The organism is uncultured Mediterranea sp., assembly GCF_902493215.1.
Lineage (GTDB): Bacteria > Bacteroidota > Bacteroidia > Bacteroidales > Bacteroidaceae > Bacteroides.
The window spans coordinates 69,555-91,315 of the sequence record NZ_CABUOL010000004.1; the positions used below are offsets into that span (position 1 = coordinate 69,555).

A 21,761-nucleotide genomic window follows, 5' to 3' on the forward strand; every position below is an offset into this window, starting at 1 on the left:
AAACCGGTTTCAACTATTTTTTATCCCGAACCGTATCTTGTCTTATTTCATGAAAGCGAAAAAAGAGAGGAGAAACAAACCGAAACGACATTTCCGCTCCCAGCAGAAGAAAGCATACATTTAAGCTGGGAAAAACATTGCTTCAAGCAGGAAAAAGCATTGTTTTAAGCTAGGAAAAGCACTCATGTAAGCAGGGGAAGCCCGTCGGCTTGACATTGGTCAATTATCATGACAAAACAAGGAATTCATAGCTCATATATCATTTTTTATTCCTAACTTTGCACTTGATTGACATTCTATCAACATTTACATAAACAGTATTAAGTATGACGTTTAAAGCAATGAAGAACAAATCGAACCAAGGCCAGGCCATTCTGCTTGCCGCCCTGTTGCTGGGAGGCGCCACCTCGTGTTTTGATGACAGTTATGACCTGAACAAGGACATCGACATGACCATCAACGTAGGAGGCGAGAATCTGGCATTCCCCGTAGGAAACACCGAAAAGGTGACACTGGACAAAATCATCGAAATAGAGGAAGGCGACGACCTGCAGACCGATGCCAGCGGCGCCTACCACCTGCTGAAAAGTGGAAAGATAGACGACGTTAACACCCGCGTGGAGCCGGTGACCGTACAAGCTACGGACACGGAGATTGACCCCATCGAGGTGGCCAACGATACAGACTTCCCGGCAGGAGAAGTAGAGGTTACAACAGACAGAAAGCAAAGCAAGAATATCGAAACCCATGCCGAAAACATCGACGAGGCGATGAAGGAAATCTACAAGCTGACTGCACAAAAAACACCAGAAATGCCGGGGACACCCATCCACATCACCCTCGTCAAAGGAGGTAATATCGAACTGGAAAAACTGACAGCCGACGTTACTATTACCTTCCCAAAAATACTGAATATCAAAGAAGCGAACGAAAACAACGAGGTAACCTTCCAGCTGACAGAAAAAGACAACAATTTTACTCATACCGTACATCTGACCGGAATTACTTTTGGTGACGGAACGGTGGGCAAGGGATACGTCATCAAGGAAGACCGGTTGGTAGACATCTGCGAAGAGGTGACAGTCAAGGCTCACGCTACCATCACAGTTGAGAAAGTCCTGCCCAACACATCGCTGACCCTCACCCCCACCATCCACATCGGTGAAATGGAAGTGGTACAGGTAGAAGGTATCATCGACCCCACACTGGACGAAAGTACCTCGAGCATGGAACTGACCGGCCTGCCCGATTTCCTGGAGAACGACGAAACCAAGCTTGACATCGCCAACCCGATATTCACCTTCCATGCCAACAACCCACTGAACACGCCTGTGGAAATTACCGGCATCCTGTCCGGCAGCAAGAACGGACAGCCCATCGAAGGATCTGAAGTAGCGATTGGCAGCGGAGCCACCGACCCCATCATCCTACAGCCGGGTGACAATACCATCGCCCTGTCGCGCCTGGGCGAAGGAGGCCCGGATGAAGCTATCAAGATTGAGGTGAAAGACATCAACGACCTGATTCAAACCATCCCCGACGTTGTGAACGTCAGCATACAGCCTTCGGTGAACAGCCAGGAATACTACACCGTAGATCTGGACAAAACCTATACCGTAGCCTGTGACTATGACATCGACATTCCGCTGGCCTTCGGTGCCAACCTGAACATCGTATACGAAGAAACCATCGAAGATCTGGGCGGCGATCTGGAAGACGTGGACTTCAGCAAGGCCGTGCTGAGCGCATCGGTAGACAACACCATCCCGCTGGCACTGACACTGCCTGACGAAAATGTGGAAGTGCTCGATGCCAACGGACAGAAGATAGAAGGCATACAGGTAAAAGTAACAGGCAACATCGCCGCCGGCAACGGTACCGACCAGCCTGTAACAAGCAAACTGGACATCCAGCTGGAAACTACCCAGCCGGGCACACTGAACCAACTGGACGCCATCAAACTGAAAATTGTAGCCGCATCGGGCGGAAAGGAAGGCTTACAGCTCTACGACACCCAATGGCTGCAACTGAAGGACATCAAGCTGAAAGTGCCCAACGGTGTCAAAGTAGACCTCAACTAAATGGACAGACATTCTTATCGTATACATTACATTATATATAGAACCGTTTCAAGATGAAAATACGTACACTACACCCCATACTGACGGCCGCCTTCGCACTGGCCGTCACCGGTAGCGCCCTGGCGCAGACACAGAGTTCGCGCTCGGCCTACTTCCTCGAAGGAAGCACCTACCGTCACGAACTGAACCCTGCCTTCATCGGCGAAAGAGGCTACTTCAGCTTCCCCGCCCTGGGCAATCTGGACTTCGGCGTACAGTCTACCGCCGGCATCGGAAGTTTCCTCTACAAGCTTCCCGACGGACGGCTGACCACCTTCATGCACGAATCGGTGTCGGGACAGGAGTTTGTCGACGGCCTGCCCAACCGCTTCAAGCTGGGAGCCGATGTCAACGAAAACATTTTCTCACTGGGTTTCCATGCCTGGGGAGGCTTCAATACGCTGGGCATCTCCATCAAGTCGGACACACGTGTCAACATGCCTTCCGAACTGTTCAAATTCATGAAGCTGGGCATGGCCAGCGAAACAGGCAGCCAGTACATCGTAAACGGACTGAACATGATGAGCACCAACTATGCCGAAATAGCCTTCGGTCACGCCCGTACCATCAACAATCACCTTACCGTAGGTGCCAAGCTGAAGGCCCTTGTCGGACTGGCCAAGGCCAATGTGCGCATAGACAAGCTGACCATCACCGCCTCGCAGGATGCCTGGACCATCACGCCACAGGGAGCCGAACTGTATGCCTCGGCCAAGGGCCTCATCGTACCTACCAAAGGCGAGACAGGAAACTATCAGGAAGACGACTACATACTGGACGCCAACGGAAACCGTACCGACCAGCTGAAGACAGGTACCGACCAGCAGATAGACTATGACGGCGTGGACTTCGACGACAAGAACATCGGTCCCACCGGCTTTGGCCTTGCCCTCGACCTGGGTGCCGTCTACAAGCTGGGCGACTGGCAGTTCTCGGCCGCCGTGCTCGACCTGGGCTTTATAGGCTGGAAGAACACCGTCAAAGGCACGATGAGCAACGACTTCGAGTTCAGCGGCTTCGAAAACATTGCCGTAAAGGACACCGAAGGAAACGCCAACTCCCTAGAGAACCAGAGTGACGCCCTGCTGGACGATCTGAAGGACATGGCCAAGTTTACCAAAGAAGCCGATGGCATGAAGCGCACCACCGCCCTGGCCGCTACGCTGAACTTTGGTGCACAGTATACCCTGCCCGCCTACGACCGGCTGAACTTCGGCCTCCTCTCCACCACACGCCTGCAAGGCAAACACACGTGGACCGAAGCCCGCTTGTCGGCCAACGTCTCCCCGCTTTCGGGTTTCGAGGCATCGGTGAACTACGCCCTGTCCAACTTCGGCTCTGCCGCCGGCCTGATGCTCAACTTCCATCCGCGCGGCTTCAACTTCTTCGTGGCAGCCGACGTACCACTGGGCAAGCTCGAACCGGCCTACTGTGCCCCCATCGGACGTGCAGCGCTCAACGTCAACCTGGGTATCAACTTCACCTTCGGCCCGAAGTACAAACGCCAGTACAAGGTGACAAACGTGCAGAGCCTGTAATCCACCTATACAACAACCCTACATAAACATTCGAAAGAAATGAAAAAGATATATACCCTGATGTGCGCCCTGCTGCCTCTTGCAGCCATGGCGGACGAAGTGAAAGTGACAACTCCGTCGCTCTCCCTGAAGAACGACACCCTGACCCTCAGTTTCCAGATGGACGTGGCCGACGTCGAGGTGAACAGTACCCAGGCCTACGCCTTCACCCCCGTACTCAGCAAACAGTGGCGTCTCTATGCCCTCCCTCCTGTCGTGGTGAGCGGCAAGAAAAAGTTCAAGATGCGCAAGGCCGACCGCAAGATAGCCCGTAACGGCGACTACAAGGCTCCCTACACCGTCATCTATGGCAAGACTGACGACCGTAAGGACGTTGTGGACTACACCTTGCAGATTCCCTACCAGCAATGGATGTCTTCGGGGATGGACATGATTATCCTCGAGGAGGGTAAAGAAGCCTGTGTCATCGACCTGCCCGAAATCCAGCTCGTCGTAGAGAAACCGGTCGAAGAACCCAAGGCAAAGCCTCAGTTACCCCAAGCCGGACAGTTCTGCGAACCGTGCGTACAGATGGTTTCGTTCATCCCCTATACCGAACGTACCGCCAAGACACGCTCCATACAGAAAACCCTCTACATCGAATACCCCGTAGGCGGTACCGCCTTCAAGGCTGACTATAAGAACAACGCCCAGGAACTGAAGAAGATGCAGGATGAACTCACTCCGCTCACCCAAGATCCGCTCGTCACTTTCAAGGCCATCCGCATCTGCGGTTATGCCTCGCCCGACGGCTCCGTGAAAACCAACGAGCGCATGGCCTCGACCCGTGCCGCCTCGTTTGCCACACAACTGAAGGAGCGCAACCACTTGGCCGACAGCCTGATGCAGGTACAATCCGGCGGAGAAGACTGGGAGGAATTGAAGCGCCTGCTCAACGAGCGGAAACCCGCCTTCGCAGCCAAGGCTCTCGAGGTCATCGCCCAGTACGACAATCTTGACGTTCGCGAAGCCAAACTGAAAACAGCCCTCGGTGCCCAATACAGTACCTTGGTGAAAGAATACTACCCCAGCCTGCGACGCCTAGGCATCACCGTGGACTATGAAATTCGTGAAGTAACTCCCGAAGAGGCCGCACAATTCGTAAAGACACGTCCCGAAGCCCTCAATCTGCGGGAAATACTCAGTGCCGCCAAACTCTACAAGCCGGGCAGCCCCGAGTACAGGGAAATCTACGAAGTGGCCGTGAGCCGCTATCCCGACAATGCAGCAGCCAACATCAACGCAGCCGCTGCACAGATTATCTACGGAGACTTCGAACGTGCAGCCCGCTACCTAAGCCGCGTAAAGGACGACCCGCGCGCCTGGAACAACCTGGGCGTACTGGCCTGGCTGCAAGGCAACACCGAAGTGGCAAGAGTGTGGTTCAACAAAGCTTTGCAGAGCGAACCTGCCAAAGCCAAGACTAATCTGGAGATGATGGAACAATACTAAGCCACGACGGCTCTACAAACAAGAAGAGAGGCTGCGCCAAAATACTCTTGGCACAGCCTCTCTCTTTATATTCTGTGTTTCCCGTCAGGCCGAAGCCACCAGTCGGCGGGCATACAGCCACACTACCATATAAGCCACCAGCGGCACACTGAATGACAATACCATGGTCGAATGGTCGGCCACCAGTCCCATAAGCAACGGTCCCACCACACCGCCTACGGGCGACATCATGAGGAACGACGAAGCCCGCTTCGTGTGGCTACCCAATCCCCGCAACGACAGAGCGAAAATGGTAGGGAACATGATAGCTTCGAAAGCATAACCGCACAGTAACGCCACGAGCGAAACATAGCCCACATCGAGCAGTACGACGGTCGTCGTCAATACCGTCCCTGTGGCACACACCAGCAGCATCTTCTCGGCCCGCACACGGCGCATGATCCAGCTTCCCGCAAAGCGTCCCAGCATAAACAGCGACAACCCGCCGAACGACAACACCAGCGAAGCCTGACGCGCGTTCATCCATCCCTGCTCCACTACATAATTGATGAAGAAGCTGTTGATGGAGATTTCGCCAATCTCGTAGGCAAAGAGCGCCACCAGTCCGAACACAAACAACCGGTGATGCCACAGGCCCACCTTATGGCCTCCGGCGTCCACCTCGTCGGCATGCTCTATTTCCGGCAACCGTACACGAGAAAACACCAACGCCACCAACAATACCAATACGCCCATGCAGGCATAAGGTAGCGCCACGTTGCCCGAACCGTTGCCCCCGTCATCCGAAAAGAGCAGCAATCCCGTCACCAAAGGTGCACAGATACAGCCCAGACCGTTGAAAGACTGGGCAAAGTTCAAACGGCTGGCTGCCGTCTCACGCGGCCCCAGCTCTGTGGCATAAGGATTGGCTGCCGTCTCGAGAAACGTCAGTCCGCACCCGATGACAAACAGTGCGAAGAGAAACAGACGGTAAGACAGCACGGCCTGCCCCGGAATGAAGAGCAAGGCACCGATACCGTAGAGTATCAGTCCCAACACCACCCCACGACGGTAACCGAAGCGGTTGATGAACAACCCGGCCGGAACGGCCATCACAAAGTAACCCATGTACATCATGGCCTGTATCAAGGCCGACACCGAACGGTTGATGTGCAGCAACTCCTGGAAATGCTTATTAAGCACATCCAAAATGGCGTGGGCAAATCCCCACAAAAAAAACAGCGAAATAATCAGTACGAAGGGTACCATGTATTGTGCCCCCACGAGGGCAACCCTTCCATTTGTTTTTGTATGGTCCATATTTATATCCTTCCTATTTGCCAACAATATCTGCGATTGTGGCCAACTCGTCATCAGTAAAGTCCGTACAGCGTAAGGCGGCCAGATTGTCGTCCAGTTGGGTCACGGAACTGACACCTACAATAACCGATGTCACCCGCCGGTCCCTCAACAGCCAGGCCAACGCCATCTGGGCCAACGTCTGGCCACGACGACGTGCCACGGTATGCAGAGCACGCACTTTAGCCATCACCTCAGGCGTCAGCGATCCGGCTTTCAGGAAACCGCCGCGAGCCACCCGTGAATCTGCCGGAATGCCATCCAGATAGCGACCTGAAAGCAACCCCTGTGCCAGCGGCGAGAAGGCCACAAAACCAGCCCCCGCCTCTGCTGCCTGTTCCACAAGTCCCTGCTCCTCAACTGCACGGTCCAGCAGGTTATAGCGTCCCTGGTAGAGCAGGCAAGGCGTATCGTGATCCCTCAGATAGGCATAGGCGCGCTCTGCCTCATGGAGCGGATACTTCGAGAGACCTACGTAAAGCGCCTTGCCCTGACGGACGATATCCACCAGCGCCTGCATTGTCTCTTCAAGTGGCGTGTCGGGGTCATAACGGTGTGAATAGAAAATGTCCACATAGTCCAGATTCATACGCCTGAGACTCTGGTCGAGGCTGGCCATAAGCGACTTGCGCGAACCCCACGTACCGTAGGGTCCAGGCCACATGTCGTGTCCCGCTTTTGTGGAGATGAAGAGTTCGTCACGATAGGGTGCCAGGTCGTGCTTCATCACCCGCCCGAAGGCTTCCTCTGCGCTACCGGGAGGAGGTCCGTAGTTATTGGCCAAGTCAAAATGCGTGATGCCCCGGTCGAAGGCATAAAGCAGCTTGTGCCGGCTTTCAGCCGGAGCGTCAGCAGTACCGAAGTTATGCCACAGACCCAGCGAAAGTTCAGGCAGAAGAATGCCGCTACGCCCGGCCCGCCGGTAATTCAGACCTGCCCCATAGCGTTCCGGAGCAGCGATATAGGTAAAATTGTCTTCCATTATAGTAGGTCGTTACATTTTAGGAAGGCAAAGATACGGAAAGGCGATAGCAGAAACAAATGAAAATATAAATTTCAATTTTCATTTGTCCATTCTCCATTTTCCACTATTTATAAAGAACTTACATCCTGTCCTCCATCCTTCCTGTTTCGGAACTCCTCTACCAGTCTCAAAAGTTCTTCTCCATATTTTTCCACACTCTTCTTTCCCATGTAGGGAATAGCCAACAGTCGTACGGTGGAATCAGGCAACAGATTGGTAATGCCCAGCAGGGCTTTCTGCTGGAGGACCGTATAGGCCGGCAAGCCCAGTTCGGCAGCTTTGGAGGCACGCCAGGCACGCAACGACTCGAAAAGGGCTGGATGTAGGATGTCCTGCGGCACTTCGGCCTTTTTCTCTTTCGCCGACTTCCTGCGTGGCGATTTGGGCGCTTCGGACAGATCGATAATCAGGCGATTCTTGCGGGTCAGGTAGCCGGCCACGACAAAACCGTGTTCTTCAATCCAGGCTAACAATCCGGACTTCAACCGGACTTCCATGAGCAACCCGTCCAAAGCTTCGTCTACCCGCTTCTTAAGGTTCTTGTTGTCTGTAGTCACCGGATTGTCTTCGAGCAAGGAAAGCAGAGCAGCCACCGGCTGACGAAGATAGACAGCAGCGGCATGGAAGCGTTGCTGCAGATAAGCATCGTTTGCATAATCGGTACTGGTAGCAACGAGGCGGCGGCATTGAACAATGAACTTCTGGCCTACGGCATCGAGTTCCTTGACAGGTCCTTCGGCCTGAGCTTTGAGAGCTGTGAGCAATTGCGGATAGAGGCGGAACAAATGTTCGTCCAACAAACGGATGTAAGCCTGCAAAAGACGTGACAGACGGGCAAAACCGAAAAGACCCGCTACCTGATCTTCAAAATAAGCCTGTTGCAAAGCCGATATACGGACAGCATCAGGTATCTGCTGAGGAATATGGCTGACAAAATCGGTGACCACAGCATCGGACAAGATGGACGAAGCCTGAACCGGCGCACTGAGCACCAGTCCCTCCAGACTACGGCACCGGCTGAGCGCCACGTAAGCCTGACCGGGCGCAAAGGCCTGACGCACGTCAATGATAGCCTTGTCGAAGGTAAGTCCCTGGCTCTTATGAATGGTGATGGCCCATGCCAGCCGTAAGGGGTATTGTCTGAAGGTACCGAGAATGGTTTCGGTAATCTCTTTGGTTTCGGAATCGAGAGAGTATTTGCAATTGGTCCACTCCTCACGATCGAGGGCGATGACTTGACCGTCTTCGGCCTCCACTTCCACCGGTCCATCATCAGACAGGCTTACAATCCGCCCCAACATGCCGTTGTAGTAACGATGCTGTCCTGAAATGTCGTTCTTGACAAACATGACCTGAGCCCCGGCTTTCAGAACCAGTTCTTCTTCCGTGGGATACATGTAAGCTGGAAAGTCTCCATCTGTCTCAGCACGAAAGACGCTGGGCTTGCCCGGCAACCGCTCGAGCCGACCTGTATTCAAGTCATTGGCTTTCTGATTATGAGTGGTAAGATAAATGTAACCACGAGGCTGTTCGGCTGCAAAATCAGGAAGGCAACGGCGGTTGAGCCGTTCCAGCACAGAGGCGTTCACCCGATTATCACGGATACAATTCAAAAGATCCAGGAACTCAGCATTACTCTGACGGTAAACTTTGGTAAGTTCTACCGTCACGTAGCCCGACTCCTGCAGTGCCCGGCTACCGAAGAAATAGAAATGATCGTAATAGGGAGAAAGCAATTGCTGATCCTGTTCCTTGACGACGGGCGCAAGTTGCTGCAAATCGCCTATCATGAGCAGCTGCACACCCCCGAAAGGCTTGTAACGGTCGCGGTAACGGCGTAACACATCATCGACGGCATCGAGCAAATCGGCCCGTACCATGCTGATTTCGTCGATAACCAGCAAATCGATACTACGGAGTATATTAAGCTTTTCCTTACCGAAACGATACTGATACTGGGCTTCTCCACCGAAATGGGACTCGGGAACGAAAGGAGCAAACGGCAACTGGAAAAAGGAATGGATGGTGACACCGCCCGCATTCATGGCAGCCACCCCCGTAGGGGCCAGTACCACCATACGTTTGGAAGAACGTTCCCGAAGACTGCGCAGAAAAGTTGTCTTACCACTGCCGGCCTTACCGGTGAGAAAAACATTCACGCCAGTGTATTCCACCAACTGCCATGCCAACTCCAGTTCGGGATTGGACTCAATATGTACCTCTGCCTCCCGCAAAGCCTTTCCTGTATCCAGTTTACTTGCATCCATATTCACTTCTTTCGTATTAGGTTCTGCAAATATATAAAAAAGGCACAGAGAACGCGGACCATTGGGTGGAATAAAAAAATCCACAGGTATCCGCACTCTCCGTGCCAGAATATTGAATGCAAGACAAACTTACTTCTTGTAGTTGTCCAGTCCCGTCTGCAGGAAATCGACGTACTTGTCGATATCCTCGTCATAAGAATAGGACTTGTTCAGCGGCTTGCCTTCATTGTCTATCAGCACATAGAAAGGCTGGGCATTGGCACCGAACTTGACACGCTGCAAGTAGCTCCACTTGTCGCCCACGGTACGCAGAGTGCGCTCCGTACCGTTCTCCACCACTTTGATGGGTTCGGGCAGACGAGTCTTGTTGTCCACGTAGAGGGTGATGAGTACGTAGTCGTTATTGATGAGGTCGGCCACCTTCGTATCGGTCCAGACGGCAAGCTCCATCTTGCGGCAGTTCACGCAACCGTAACCGGTAAAGTCGAGCATCACGGGTTTGCCGTGTTCGCGGGCATACTTCATGCCGGCATCGTAGTCGTCGAACTTGGCATGTACCTCGTTATTGTAAAGATTGAAATCCTGCGTCTGCATGGGCGGGGCAAATGCACTGACAGCCTTCAGCGGGGCACCCCACAGGCCGGGTACCATGTACACGGCAAAAGCCAACGAAGCCAGTGCCAGGAAGAAGCGGGGCACAGTGACCTTGGTATCGTCATCGTCGTGGGGGAACTTGATTTTACCCAGCAGGTAGAAGCCCAACAAGGCAAAGAGAACAATCCACAAAGCAAGGAAGGTTTCACGGTCGAGAATGCGCCAGCCATAAGCCAGATCGGCTACGGAAAGGAACTTCAGTGCAAAAGCCAGTTCGAGGAAACCCAGCGCCACCTTGATGATGTTCATCCAACCACCCGACTTGGGCATGGACTTCAGCCACGAGGGGAAGAGGGCGAAAAGCGTGAAGGGCAAGGCCAGGGCGATGGCAAAACCCAGCATACCGACAGCCGGAGCTATCACATTGCCCGTGGTGGACACCTGTACCAACAGGAAGCCAATGATAGGACCTGTGCAGGAGAAAGATACCAGCGACAAGGTGAAAGCCATCAGGAAGATACTCAACAGGCCGGTAGTAGCTTCGGCCTTGCTGTCGACAGCATTGCTCCACTTGGAGGGCAACGTAATCTCGAATGCCCCGAAGAACGAAGCGGCAAACACCACCAGCATCAAACAGAAAATGATGTTGAAGATAGCGTTGGTAGAAAGAGCGTTCAAGGCATTGGCACCGAAAATGGCCGTGATGGCCAGTCCCAGTGTAACGTAGATAACCACGATGGAAGCACCGTAGGTCCAAGCGTCGCGGATACCTTTCTTCTTGTCCTTACTCCGTTTCAGGAAGAAGCTGACAGTCATGGGAATGATAGGCCATACACAAGGGGTGAAAAGCGCCAGCAGACCACCTACAAAACCGGTAATGAAAATATAGAGCCACGACATGTCTTCCTGTGACGTCGTTTCGCCCATGGCATTCAGTTCGTCGATGACAGGACTCCACAAATCATTCTCGGAAACAGCTATGGAAGTTGGACCGTCGGCACTGCCAATGACAGCTGCAGAATCCGCTTCGGCAGGTGCTGCAACAGAAGCCTGATCAGCCGCAGTGGCAGAAGCGGCAGCATCAGCCTTACCGGAGAAGCTGAACTCTACCTGGGTGGGCGGCAGACAGTTCTCGTCGTTACAGGCACCATACTCCAGGTAGCCCGTTATCTGATAGTCACCGCCAGTAAGCTTCAACTTCTGAACAAACTGAGCGTTGTGCTCGAAATAGCGTACATTCATCTCGAACAACTTGTCGAACGAAGACACCTCCTTGCCTACGGGACGGAGCTTGCCGTCCAACTGGGCACCGGTCAGTTTGTCTGTATTGAATGTAGCCGAGATGGGACCTCCGTCGCCCAGTTCGGTCGAATAGACATGCCATCCCTGTTCAATGGAAGCAGTGAATACAATTTCCACCTCGGTGGCGGACACATTTTTCAACTCGGTCTTGAACTTCACCGGCTCCTGAATCTGGGCATGCACGGCAAAGGCCAATAAGGAAAGAATCAGAGGAAATAAAATTTTCTTCATCAGCAATAAATATTATCAGGTTTAGAAAGTCATCACAATTCGTAATCGACACATGCACGGCTTTCCTTCACGTCGGCCAGCAATTTTCCGGCTGCTACATGGTCGGGATGTACGGCATAGCGCTTCACGTCGTCCAGACTGTCGAATTCGCTGTAGAGGGCAATACTCCACGTCTCGGAAGGATTGATGTTCAGTCCGACTTCTATCTTACGGATAAAAGGTATCCGGGCCGGAAGAGCCTCGATAGCAGCCTTGAAAGCATTCATGGCTGCCAGTTTCGTTTCGGCCGGCACCTCGTCTTTCAACTTAAACAAAACAATGTGTTTCACCATAACTTTGTTATTTTAATGATTTATACTATATTTGCAACTAAATATGCAGTCCTTAAACGGGTGCAAAAATACTTGTTTTGTTTCAGAAATTCATATAAACGGATGTTAATAATCGGAATAGCCGGCGGTACAGGTTCGGGAAAGACCACCGTCGTAAAGAAAATCATTGAAAGCCTGCCCGCAGGCGAAGTCGTATTGCTGCCTCAGGATTCGTATTACAAGGACAGCAGCCACGTGCCTGTAGAAGAACGGCAGAACATCAATTTCGACCATCCCGATGCCTTCGAATGGAGTCTCCTGTCCAAACATGTGGCCATGCTGCGTGAGGGCAAGAGTATCGAACAGCCCACCTACTCCTACCTGACCTGTACCCGGCAACCGGAAACCATTCACATCGAACCTCGGGACGTTATCATCATCGAAGGAATCCTCGCCCTGTGTGACAAGAAACTGCGCAGCATGATGGACCTGAAAGTTTTTGTCGACGCCGATCCGGACGAACGGTTGATCCGCGTCATCCAGCGCGACGTGGTGGAACGAGGACGAACGGCTGAAGCCGTCATGGAACGGTACACCCGTATTCTGAAACCCATGCACCAGCAGTTCATCGAACCGTGCAAACGGTATGCCGACCTCATCGTACCCGAAGGAGGAAACAATCAGGTAGCCATCGACATCCTGACGATGTACATCAAGAAACATATCCATGACAACGTCAACAACGGATAATGGAGAAATACAGGCTGACTAGAATTATCAGTATGGCTGCATTGCTGCTACTGCTGGCCGTTACAGGCTGCCGGAACCATACAGGCAGCCAAGAAACAGAGGCAGGCACACACGATCTGCAACAGATAAAGGACAGCGGCCAGCTGGTGGTTCTAACACTCTACAGCTCTACTTCCTACTTCAACTACCGCGGACAGGAAATGGGCTTCCAGTACGAACTGAGCGAACAATTTGCCAAAAGCCTTGGTGTAGAACTGAAAGTCAAGGTAGCCCGGAACGTCAAAGACCTCATCCGCAAACTACAGGCAGGCGAAGGTGATCTGATAGCCTATACCCTGCCCGTCACCAAAGAATGGAAAGACAGCCTGCTCTATTGCGGCGAAGACGTCATCACCCATCAGGTGGTAGTACAACGTAAGGGCGGACGGAACAAAACGCTGAAAGACGTCACCGAACTGATAGGTAAAGACATCTACGTGAAGCCGGGTAAGTATCACGAACGTCTGGTCAATCTGGACAAGGAACTGGGAGGCGGTATTCATATCCACCTTGTACGGGGAGACAGTGTGAGTGCCGAAGATCTTATCGAACAAGTAGCACAAGGTAAAATACCATATACCGTAACGGACAATGACATTGCCCGACTGAACCGCACGTATTACCCCAATCTGGACATCGACCTGGCCATCAGTTTCGACCAGCGCTCGTCATGGGCAGTACGCAAAGACTGTCCCCAACTGGCTAAAGCCGCCAGCGAATGGCACAAGGCAAACAGCACTTCACCCGACTATAAGGCGAGTACCAAACGATATTTTGAGATCAGCAAATCCACTCCCCACACTCCCATCCTTTCGCTGCGCGAAGGAAGAATCTCACACTACGACGACCTCTTCAAAAAATATGCGAAAGAGATAGGTTGGGACTGGCGGCTGCTGGCTTCACTGGCCTATACCGAATCGAACTTCGACACGACTGCCGTATCGTGGGCAGGTGCCAAGGGACTGATGCAGCTGATGCCCTCTACAGCCCGTGCCATGGGAGTGCCGCCGGGTAAGGAGCAAAATGCGGAAGAAAGCATCAAGGCGGCAGTCAAATACATCGGAAAAACCGCACAAAGCTTCAAGAACTTACCGCCAGAAGAACAGGTTAAATTCGTTCTGGCATCCTATAATTCCGGCATCGGACACGTACAGGATGCAATGGCCCTGGCCGAAAAATACGGGAAAGACAAGAATGTGTGGAAAGACAATGTCGAGAAATATATCCTCCTGAAAGCCAACGAAGAATACTTTACCGACCCGGTCTGCAAGAACGGTTATTTCCGTGGTACGGAAACATACAACTTTGTAAGGGAAATAACTGCACGCTATGAACAGTACAAGAAGAAGATAAAGGAATAAGCTTCAGGAAACGGCCTGATTCATTAAAGAAGATACATTCCCCATCTGCAATTCCCCATAACGGATGACAGTCCAGTTGCCTTCCTCGTCCTCGGCCAAGGCAGACATGGTCTCTACCCAATCGCCGGAGTTAAGGTAATGAATATCTCCGTACCAGATGTCGGCCGGATGATGTATGTGACCGCATATCACCCCGTCGCACTTGCGGGTACGGGCGAACTTCACCAGTTCCTGTTCGAAATCGGAAATATAGGAAACCGCAGTCTTTACCTTTTGCTTGATAGCCTGCGACAGCGAATAGTAGGGCAGGCCGTGACGCGTGCGGTAATTGTTGTAGATTTTATTGAGCCATAGCAGGAAAGTGTAGCCCCAATCACCCAATTGTGCCAACCATTTCATGTGAGTAGTCACTGTATCAAAGATATCGCCATGCGTCACATAATAGCGCTTGCCGTGGCTCTCGTGAACGAAATCCTTCACAATACGGATATTGTAGAAGGTGAAGGGAACCAGACTGTCCAAAAAGTCGTCGTGGTTGCCCCGCACGTAAATAACCTCCGTACCCTGCTTCTCCATCATCTTCATAAGGACTTTGAAGAACTCCGTATGGCGGGCCTGCCACTTGCGGGTACCTCCCTTACGCAAAGCCCATCCGTCGATGATATCCCCGTCCAGTATCAGGCGGCGGCAGTTCACCGACTTCAGAAAGTTGGTCACTTCGGTTGTCTTGGAATGTGATGTCCCCAGATGGATATCGGACAACACAATGGTCGAATAAAATGTACGCAGACGCATCATTGTTCAGTTTGTAGTTTTCCTGTCACAAAGATGTGCACAACCTGTGTCAAGAATGTGTACAAAGCGTTACAATGATGTGAACTTCCTGCTCAACGCACCAGAAAGTCATAGAAAGGAGTATAAAGCCGGTCGTTCACCTCCAAATAAAGAAAATTATTCTTGAAGTCATAAAGTTGGTTGAAACGTTGCAGGAAGTTGTTGCCCAACACTCCGTCCATCACGTCACTGGCCTGTACACCCGTTGTCACCGTAGAAAAGGCGCCGGGGATGCGGGGCAAAGTCAATACATCTCCCAGTGTCACCGCGTCGAAGTACACGTTCTGAAGTTCACCACCGTCCTTCACCGTACCGGCTATGCGCGAGATGGCAAATGGTTTCTGTGTGCCCAGCAGGCCGTTGCGGCGGACGAAAGGTGTGTTGAGGTCGAACACACGGTCGGAACCGGTATCCACCTCTACCGACACCTGGTAATCCACTCCGCCGACACGCACGCCGACCGGAACGACCGGCACTCCCAGACGATAATCCATCTTCAGCCTAACAGCCTTGTCAGATACCGCTTTCTGCCCGTCGCCCAGTTCATACAGGAAGATGGATTTCCGCCGATAATCGATGCAGACATCGAAATTCCTCAGATAAGACAGGCCCAGCACGCCGTCCCAGGCATCGGGCGGATAAGGAATAGCTATCAGTTTCAAGCCGGAAATGGCCCGGCTGCCCATCCTCACCACCTGAGAGGACTCTGTGGAAGGAATGGTTTCCACCGAATTGGCGCCATTGTTCGCCACACTTCCCGTAAAGGAAGCCAACCCTTCGGTACGCGGCGAATTGGAATTGAGCACCACATCCGTTGCCCCCGTATCCAGCAGAAAGCGTAAAGGACGGTCGTCCTGACCGTTGATATAGACTGTCACATACAAACGATTATCGACACCCAACTCGAAAGATATCGTGTCGAGTGGCACGACTTCTGCCCGAAGAGGCAGGCTCAACAGACAGATGAAACATATACTTAGCCAAACAATCTTTTTCATATTATTCCTTCATTCGAAATTCTTCCATGAGTACAATCTTCTCTTTTGCATCTTCTCCCCATTCTCTCCACACCTCATAAAACAGGCGGTAGCGGGTGGGAAGATTGGGGAAGAGTTCGGGATACAGACGGGCTGTGAAACGATGTTCGGTTCCGGGCTTGACAATGATGCCGATATCTTCGGCATAAGTGTTGATGGGCAAGTAGCACCAGTGGCCGGGAGACTTTTCGTAGGCCAGGGAGTAGTGCTTGCTGCATAAGATGTCCGTATCGCTTTCGTTGCTGAATACACAAGAAAGAGTCTGTGTGGACAAGGGCCGGACTTCCGCTTCGGTCCATAGATGCAAGCCGTACAGATGGTTCACGCCTTCTTCCACGCAGACATCGTTCCCGTCGTAACCATGAAAACGGATAAGAGGATGGTCGGCCACTTCTTTTCTGAAACGTTCCTGCCATTCCGGTGTGTTGGCTATCAGATAGACGTTCTCATACTCTCCCATACCGTAGCCGATGATACTACAACGAAGCAACGTATCTTTCAAGGAGTGTATCTTGGAAGATAAGGCTGTATGAAGCGCAGCCCCGTTCTTTCTGACAAACGCTGTATCGGCAGTCGGGCGGACAATACTGTCGATAATGTCTGTCTTATTCGTCTGTTTTTTTTCATAACCGGTACAAGAAATTCCCAAGAAAGTAACAAACAATAGACTTAGCAATAAACTCGATTTCATATCCAATGTTTTACTTTCCGGCAAAGATAGCATTTATTTTCTACAACTCATTACTTGAACCGCGACGTATCCACCGCCTCACGCTTCTTCTCCTTGTAGCCACCGAACTTCCAGGTAAAGGAAAGGCCGACACTGCGGAAACTGGAGTACTCGTTCGTCACCCATTGGCGCTCGTAGCGTATCTGCGGACAGGGCATCGAAGTCTGGAGGATGTCGCGGCACCAGGCGGTGAGTACGGCATTGCCGCCAAGGAAAGTATAGCGCAGCGTGGCCGAAAGGTCGCCACACGTGGGGATGTCGTAGATGCCCTGGATGGCGCGCCCCTGCAGACGTCCGTCGATGGTCAGACGGATGTCGGGCTTGCGGCTCAGGGTGAGGGTATTGTTCAGCACGGCGACACCCAACAGGCGGTGGCGGTCGAAGGGAAGGTCGTAGAAGTCGCTGTCCTTCTGACGCATCCACAAACCGATGAGGGTGAGGCGCGAGTTGAGCCATCGACCAGCTTTGAAGGGTATGGAGGCCTGCAGACCGGCCTGCTGCTCGAAGTCGAAGTTCAGGTATTTGTACAATTCCAGCAGTTCGTCGGGCGACTGGTAGAGCGTCTGCACGGCGCGGTCCTTGGTATGGTTGAACCAGGCACGGAAGACGTATTTCGATTTCAGGATATAGGTCAACGAAGTGGAATAGTCGATGGCCGGCTTCAGCAACGGATTGCCATGTATCTCGCTGTAGCCGCCGCCCAGGTAGGAGACGACGTCCTGCACGGCCCAATAGTCGGGATAGCTCTTGTCACTGCTGAAGTTGAGCTGGAGGATGTGTCCGTCGGCAGGCAGGTAGGTCAGGTTGAGGACGGGATAGACGTCCCACTCGTCCCACACGGGTGTCTTGTAACGCTCCATGGCCAGCGAGAAGTCTGTCATCAGCTTCTGCCCGAACGACTTGCTGAAGCCTGCATACAGGTTGAACGTCTGTTCGCGGCGGCGCGACCGGACGTCGTCCGGCAACCCGGATTCTTCATTCTTCGTTTTCAGTTCTTCATGCTCATACGTCTGGTACGAATGATCCACGCTCGTAGTATAGATGGCTCCGTAGTTCAGCCCCCAGCCGTTCTTCAGCTGATGTTCCTGTGCAAGGAAGAACTTCCAGGCATTGATGCGCTGCCCGTCTTCGGTATAGAAGTCGAGGGCATCATCGCCCATGCGGCTGTGCAGCAGCTGGTTGCCCGGAGCATTGTACCACGTGAACTCCGCACCCGCCTTCAGTCCGATGGACGTCCGATAATCCAGGCGGCCGTTATGCAGCCACGAGGTCTGGCCGCTCAGGCTTTCGGCCGTCTGTGTGCCCGTAGAGTTCTGCTGAGTGTGACTGGTGGCATAGGCACCGTTGTAGACAAAGCTCAGCGAATGGTTCTCGGCCAGCGTGTAGTCCGTGCCCAGGCGGAAGCTGTGGGTATGGCTGCGGGCGCGCATCTCCTCGTGGTTGTCGATGAGATGCGTCGAGCCGTCGGCCTGCTGCCAGTGGCGGGCTTCCTTGTCGGTGGTACTGAAGCTTTCGCCATGAGTGTGAGAGTAAAGAAAATCGGCCGAGAATTTCCGACCGTTATATAATAAGGAAGCACGCTCCTCAAAGGAAGCCTCGTGTTCCTGATTGTATTTTCCATAAAGTTCACCCTGAACCACGCCGGGGTCACCGATGCGATGGCGCAGACGGACGTTGATCATCGCCCCGCGCACCTGATAGCGGGCGGGTGCGTTGTACATCACTTCGACGCACTCGATGCGGTCGGCAGGCAGCGACTTCAGCAGGGCGTAGAGTTGCGCGCCGCTCATGTTGGTCACCTTGCCGTCCAACACGACCGTCACACCCTGCATGCCCAACGTCAGGGCGCCGTCCTGCTCCACTACACCCGGCAGTTCCTTCAGAGCTTCGTAAACGTTGTCCACGGGGCGGTCCTTGATCATCCGCGGCAGGTCGTATTCCAGCTTGCCCGCCGATGCCTTGACGACGGGGCGTTCGCCCACCACCATCACTTCGGGCAGGTGACGGTAGAGGCTGTCCATGCGGGCGTCGCCCGTCAGGATGCTGTCGGCAGACAGCGTCCGCAAGTTCTCATTTTTCAGATTCTCCTGAGCGGAGAGCGGCAGGGTCAGGAGAAGACAGACTGCCGGAAGTAATGTGTTTCGTTTCATCATTCTCTATGCTACATTGTACCTTATCAATCGTTTCAAGGCAAGGGAAAAACTTGAAGCCAGCAGTTTCAGAAAAGTTTCATTGCTTGAAACCATTGGTTTCATAGCATGAAACCATCGGTTTCCTACGTTGAAACCGTCGGTTTCCCCGCACGAAACCAACAGCAAAGCCAGCTGAAACCAACGGAAAGATACGGCAAACGTGCCACTCCCCTTCTTTTCCATGCCGCCACAAAGGTAAGCAGATACAAAATAAGCCCGCGTTACCGCAGGCTTACGAAGTCTTATCGAGTGTTATCGGAATGATTTATGCTGTTTTTCCGTCCTCCGCAATCTCCTTCAGATGCTGCTCTATCTTCTGGAAGAACAATGAAAGATGGGAGCCGTCGACAAAGGCATGGTTCACATAAATGGACAGAGGCATCATCAGACGGCCTTCGCGGGTGACGGCCTTGCCGGCGGTCATCAGCGGATAGTTGCAGGCATTGCCCGCCTCGGCCAGCGTGTAGGTGATGGAAGTGAAGTACATGCCGGGCACGGCACTCAGGTGCACCACGTCGTAGTCGCCCTGTGCCATCAGTGTCTTCTCGGCGCCGTAGGGGTCACCGTCAGGCGGAATGTTCTCAATGAGGCGGCGAGCCTCGGCGTAGAAGGTGCCGAAGTCTTCGTGATAAGGTATGCGCAGGGTAAAGAACGTGCGGCCGGGCACGGCGATGGGCGTGATGATGTCCACCCGGTCGTGAAAGACCACCTGTCCCTGCTTGTCGACGCGGTAGCGCAGCTCGTCCACCTCGTTGGCGGCACGCACCACAGCATAAAGGTAATGAAGAAAGAAGGAACGCCCCCGGCGACGGGCTGCCTCGCGGGCCTCGGTACAGTCGATTTCGGTGGCCACGGCATACCACGAACTGACAAAGCTCTGGAAGAAACGGTAGTTGTCGCGCCGCACCCAAGTATCTACATCAATGATATGTTTCATACGTTCAGCGGTTATAATTTTGCGGCAAAAGTAATACATGCAACCGAATAAACGAAACAAAGCGGCTACGAACAGGATGAAAAAGAAGTGTTATTTAGTCTTACCATATTCGCAGGGATAAGGATTAACTCTGTATCTTTATCGCCATGAAACTGCCCTCGAAATACATCGCCCTGCTCGTCGTGCTCTCGCTGGCAGGCATCTTCGCCTATCAGGCCTACTGGCTGACGGGGCTCTACCGCACCATGCGCACCGACCTGGAGCGCAACATCATGGAGGCCATGCGCATCAGCGACTACAACGAGATGCTGGTGCGTATCCAACTGATGCAACTCCGCAACAAGGAGCATGGCGAAATCTCCGTATCGGCAGGCTATGGCGACAAGGGAGAGAAAATCGTACAGAGCAACACGACCTTCCATACGTCTCCCGGCGATACAACCACCCATACACGGGTGGATACCCTCTACCAATCCGTCCCCACGGATACTACCTCGTCCGACGCCATGCTCCATAGTCAGGAGGGACTGGACATGCTATTGCGCGACCATAACAGTATCACCGACTTTGCCGCATATCTGCAACGGGGCATGCACTCGGGGCTGGACATCTTCATCGAACCCTCGTTCGCCACTTACGACAGCCTGCTCAACGCCCACCTCCGTGAGTTGAACATTCCTATCCGCTACCGCCTGCAATACCTCTACTCGGGCTATGACATCCAAGACCGCTGGATGTATACCGACACTCTGGCTACGGGCGGCACACCCGGCTATGTACCCGGCCACGATGCCGTCAGCTACCAATATGCCTTCTCTTCTTCCGGCCACGATGTATACTGGCTCACCACCGAGCCGTTGGGCGGACTCGTCCTGCGGCAGATGGCGGGTATCCTCACCACCTCGCTGGTCATCCTCCTCATCCTCGGCTTCTCCTTCTGGTACCTCATCCGTACCATCCTGCGGCAGAAGACGCTGGAGGAGATGAAGAGCGACTTCACCAACAACATCACCCACGAACTGAAGACACCCATCGCCGTGGCCTATGCCGCCACCGATGCCCTGCTCAACTTCCATCAGGCCGACGACCCCAGCAAGCGCGAACGCTACCTGCGCATCTGTCAGGAGCAGCTCGGCCGCCTCGGCGGACTGGTGGAGCAGATACTCTCCATGTCGATGGAGCGGCGCAAGACCTTCCGCCTCCACCTTGAAGAGGTGCGGCTGGCCGACCTCCTGCCCCCGCTCGTCGAGCTGCACAAACTGAAGGCCGACAAACCCGTCCACGTCGCCCTCGACATCGTCCCCGAGGACCTGACCGTCACTGCCGACCGCACACACCTGGCCAACATCGTGAGCAACCTGCTGGACAACGCCGTGAAGTATTCGCGCGACAGGGCCGACATCACCGTCCGCTGCCGCCGCACCGAAGCCGACGGCCGTACGTGGACGGAAATCATCGTCGCCGACCACGGCATCGGCATCGCCCGCGACCGCCTCCCTCATGTGTTCGACAAGTTCTACCGCGTGCCCACCGGCAACCTGCACGAAGTGAAAGGCTACGGTCTCGGTCTCTTCTATGTCAAGACGATGGTGGAGAAGCATGGCGGCACGGTGGAGGTGAAGAGCGAACCGGGAAAGGGAAGTGAGTTTATTGTAAGAATTTAAT

Annotated in this window: 16 protein-coding genes; 6 read left to right on the forward strand and 10 right to left on the reverse strand. The window is 53.3% G+C overall.

Annotated elements, in window-relative coordinates; genetic code table 11:
• Positions 1-326 precede the first annotated feature (326 nt).
• The 3 genes from RDO88_RS03745 to RDO88_RS03755 are packed head-to-tail and all read left to right on the forward strand — an operon-like array spanning position 327 to position 5,149.
• Positions 327-2,081: a hypothetical protein gene (locus tag RDO88_RS03745; RefSeq protein ID WP_307758090.1), complete on the forward strand. Its 1,755-nt coding sequence runs from the start codon at positions 327-329 to the stop codon at positions 2,079-2,081.
• A 53-nt stretch (positions 2,082-2,134) separates the two neighbouring features.
• Complete coding sequence (locus tag RDO88_RS03750) at positions 2,135-3,658, forward strand: DUF5723 family protein (RefSeq protein ID WP_307758091.1); 1,524 nt, start codon at positions 2,135-2,137, stop codon at positions 3,656-3,658.
• Between the two features lie 39 nt (positions 3,659-3,697).
• On the forward strand, positions 3,698-5,149 hold the full coding sequence (locus RDO88_RS03755; protein WP_307758092.1) for a DUF3868 domain-containing protein: 1,452 nt from the start codon (positions 3,698-3,700) through the stop codon (positions 5,147-5,149).
• Between the two features lie 84 nt (positions 5,150-5,233).
• Here RDO88_RS03755 and RDO88_RS03760 read toward each other — a convergent pair whose 3' ends face one another.
• From RDO88_RS03760 to RDO88_RS03780, 5 genes are all read right to left on the reverse strand, one after another.
• Complete coding sequence (locus RDO88_RS03760; RefSeq protein WP_307758093.1) at positions 5,234-6,448, reverse strand: MFS transporter; 1,215 nt, start codon at positions 6,446-6,448, stop codon at positions 5,234-5,236.
• A 13-nt stretch (positions 6,449-6,461) separates the two neighbouring features.
• Positions 6,462-7,469, reverse strand: coding sequence for an aldo/keto reductase (locus tag RDO88_RS03765; protein ID WP_307758094.1), 1,008 nt, complete (start codon positions 7,467-7,469; stop codon positions 6,462-6,464).
• 110 nt (positions 7,470-7,579) lie between these two features.
• Positions 7,580-9,724, reverse strand: coding sequence for an HRDC domain-containing protein (locus RDO88_RS03770; protein WP_307758193.1), 2,145 nt, complete (start codon positions 9,722-9,724; stop codon positions 7,580-7,582).
• A 183-nt stretch (positions 9,725-9,907) separates the two neighbouring features.
• Positions 9,908-11,905, reverse strand: coding sequence for a cytochrome c biogenesis protein CcdA (locus RDO88_RS03775; protein WP_307758095.1), 1,998 nt, complete (start codon positions 11,903-11,905; stop codon positions 9,908-9,910).
• Positions 11,906-11,937: 32 nt separating this feature from the next.
• The gene (locus RDO88_RS03780; RefSeq protein ID WP_307758096.1) at positions 11,938-12,237 is read right to left on the reverse strand and encodes a Dabb family protein; all 300 of its coding nucleotides are present in this window, start codon (positions 12,235-12,237) and stop codon (positions 11,938-11,940) included.
• 102 nt (positions 12,238-12,339) lie between these two features.
• Here RDO88_RS03780 and udk point away from each other — a divergent pair, with 102 nt between their 5' ends.
• Together udk and RDO88_RS03790 are read left to right on the forward strand one after the other, a co-directional pair.
• On the forward strand, positions 12,340-12,966 hold the full coding sequence (udk, locus tag RDO88_RS03785; protein WP_307758097.1) for a uridine kinase: 627 nt from the start codon (positions 12,340-12,342) through the stop codon (positions 12,964-12,966).
• Positions 12,967-12,998: 32 nt separating this feature from the next.
• Positions 12,999-14,366, forward strand: coding sequence for a transglycosylase SLT domain-containing protein (locus RDO88_RS03790; protein ID WP_307758098.1), 1,368 nt, complete (start codon positions 12,999-13,001; stop codon positions 14,364-14,366).
• Positions 14,367-14,369: 3 nt separating this feature from the next.
• On the opposite strand, the gene RDO88_RS03795 is transcribed toward RDO88_RS03790, so the two are convergent.
• From RDO88_RS03795 to RDO88_RS03815, 5 genes are all read right to left on the reverse strand, one after another.
• Complete coding sequence (locus RDO88_RS03795; RefSeq protein ID WP_307758194.1) at positions 14,370-15,161, reverse strand: metallophosphoesterase; 792 nt, start codon at positions 15,159-15,161, stop codon at positions 14,370-14,372.
• Positions 15,162-15,253: 92 nt separating this feature from the next.
• Positions 15,254-16,198 (reverse strand): retroviral-like aspartic protease family protein, encoded by a 945-nt coding sequence (locus tag RDO88_RS03800; RefSeq protein WP_307758099.1) that lies wholly within the window; start codon positions 16,196-16,198, stop codon positions 15,254-15,256.
• 1 nt (position 16,199) lies between these two features.
• Positions 16,200-16,928 (reverse strand): hypothetical protein, encoded by a 729-nt coding sequence (locus tag RDO88_RS03805; RefSeq protein WP_307758100.1) that lies wholly within the window; start codon positions 16,926-16,928, stop codon positions 16,200-16,202.
• Positions 16,929-16,978: 50 nt separating this feature from the next.
• Positions 16,979-19,117 (reverse strand): outer membrane beta-barrel protein, encoded by a 2,139-nt coding sequence (locus RDO88_RS03810; RefSeq protein ID WP_307758195.1) that lies wholly within the window; start codon positions 19,115-19,117, stop codon positions 16,979-16,981.
• 307 nt (positions 19,118-19,424) lie between these two features.
• Positions 19,425-20,096 carry a CatA-like O-acetyltransferase gene (locus tag RDO88_RS03815; RefSeq protein WP_307758101.1) on the reverse strand — a complete coding sequence of 224 codons (672 nt, stop codon included), beginning with the start codon at positions 20,094-20,096 and terminating at the stop codon, positions 19,425-19,427.
• Positions 20,097-20,242: 146 nt separating this feature from the next.
• On the opposite strand from RDO88_RS03815, the gene RDO88_RS03820 reads away from it, so the two are divergent.
• Complete coding sequence (locus RDO88_RS03820; RefSeq protein WP_307758102.1) at positions 20,243-21,760, forward strand: ATP-binding protein; 1,518 nt, start codon at positions 20,243-20,245, stop codon at positions 21,758-21,760.
• Position 21,761 lies beyond the last annotated feature (1 nt).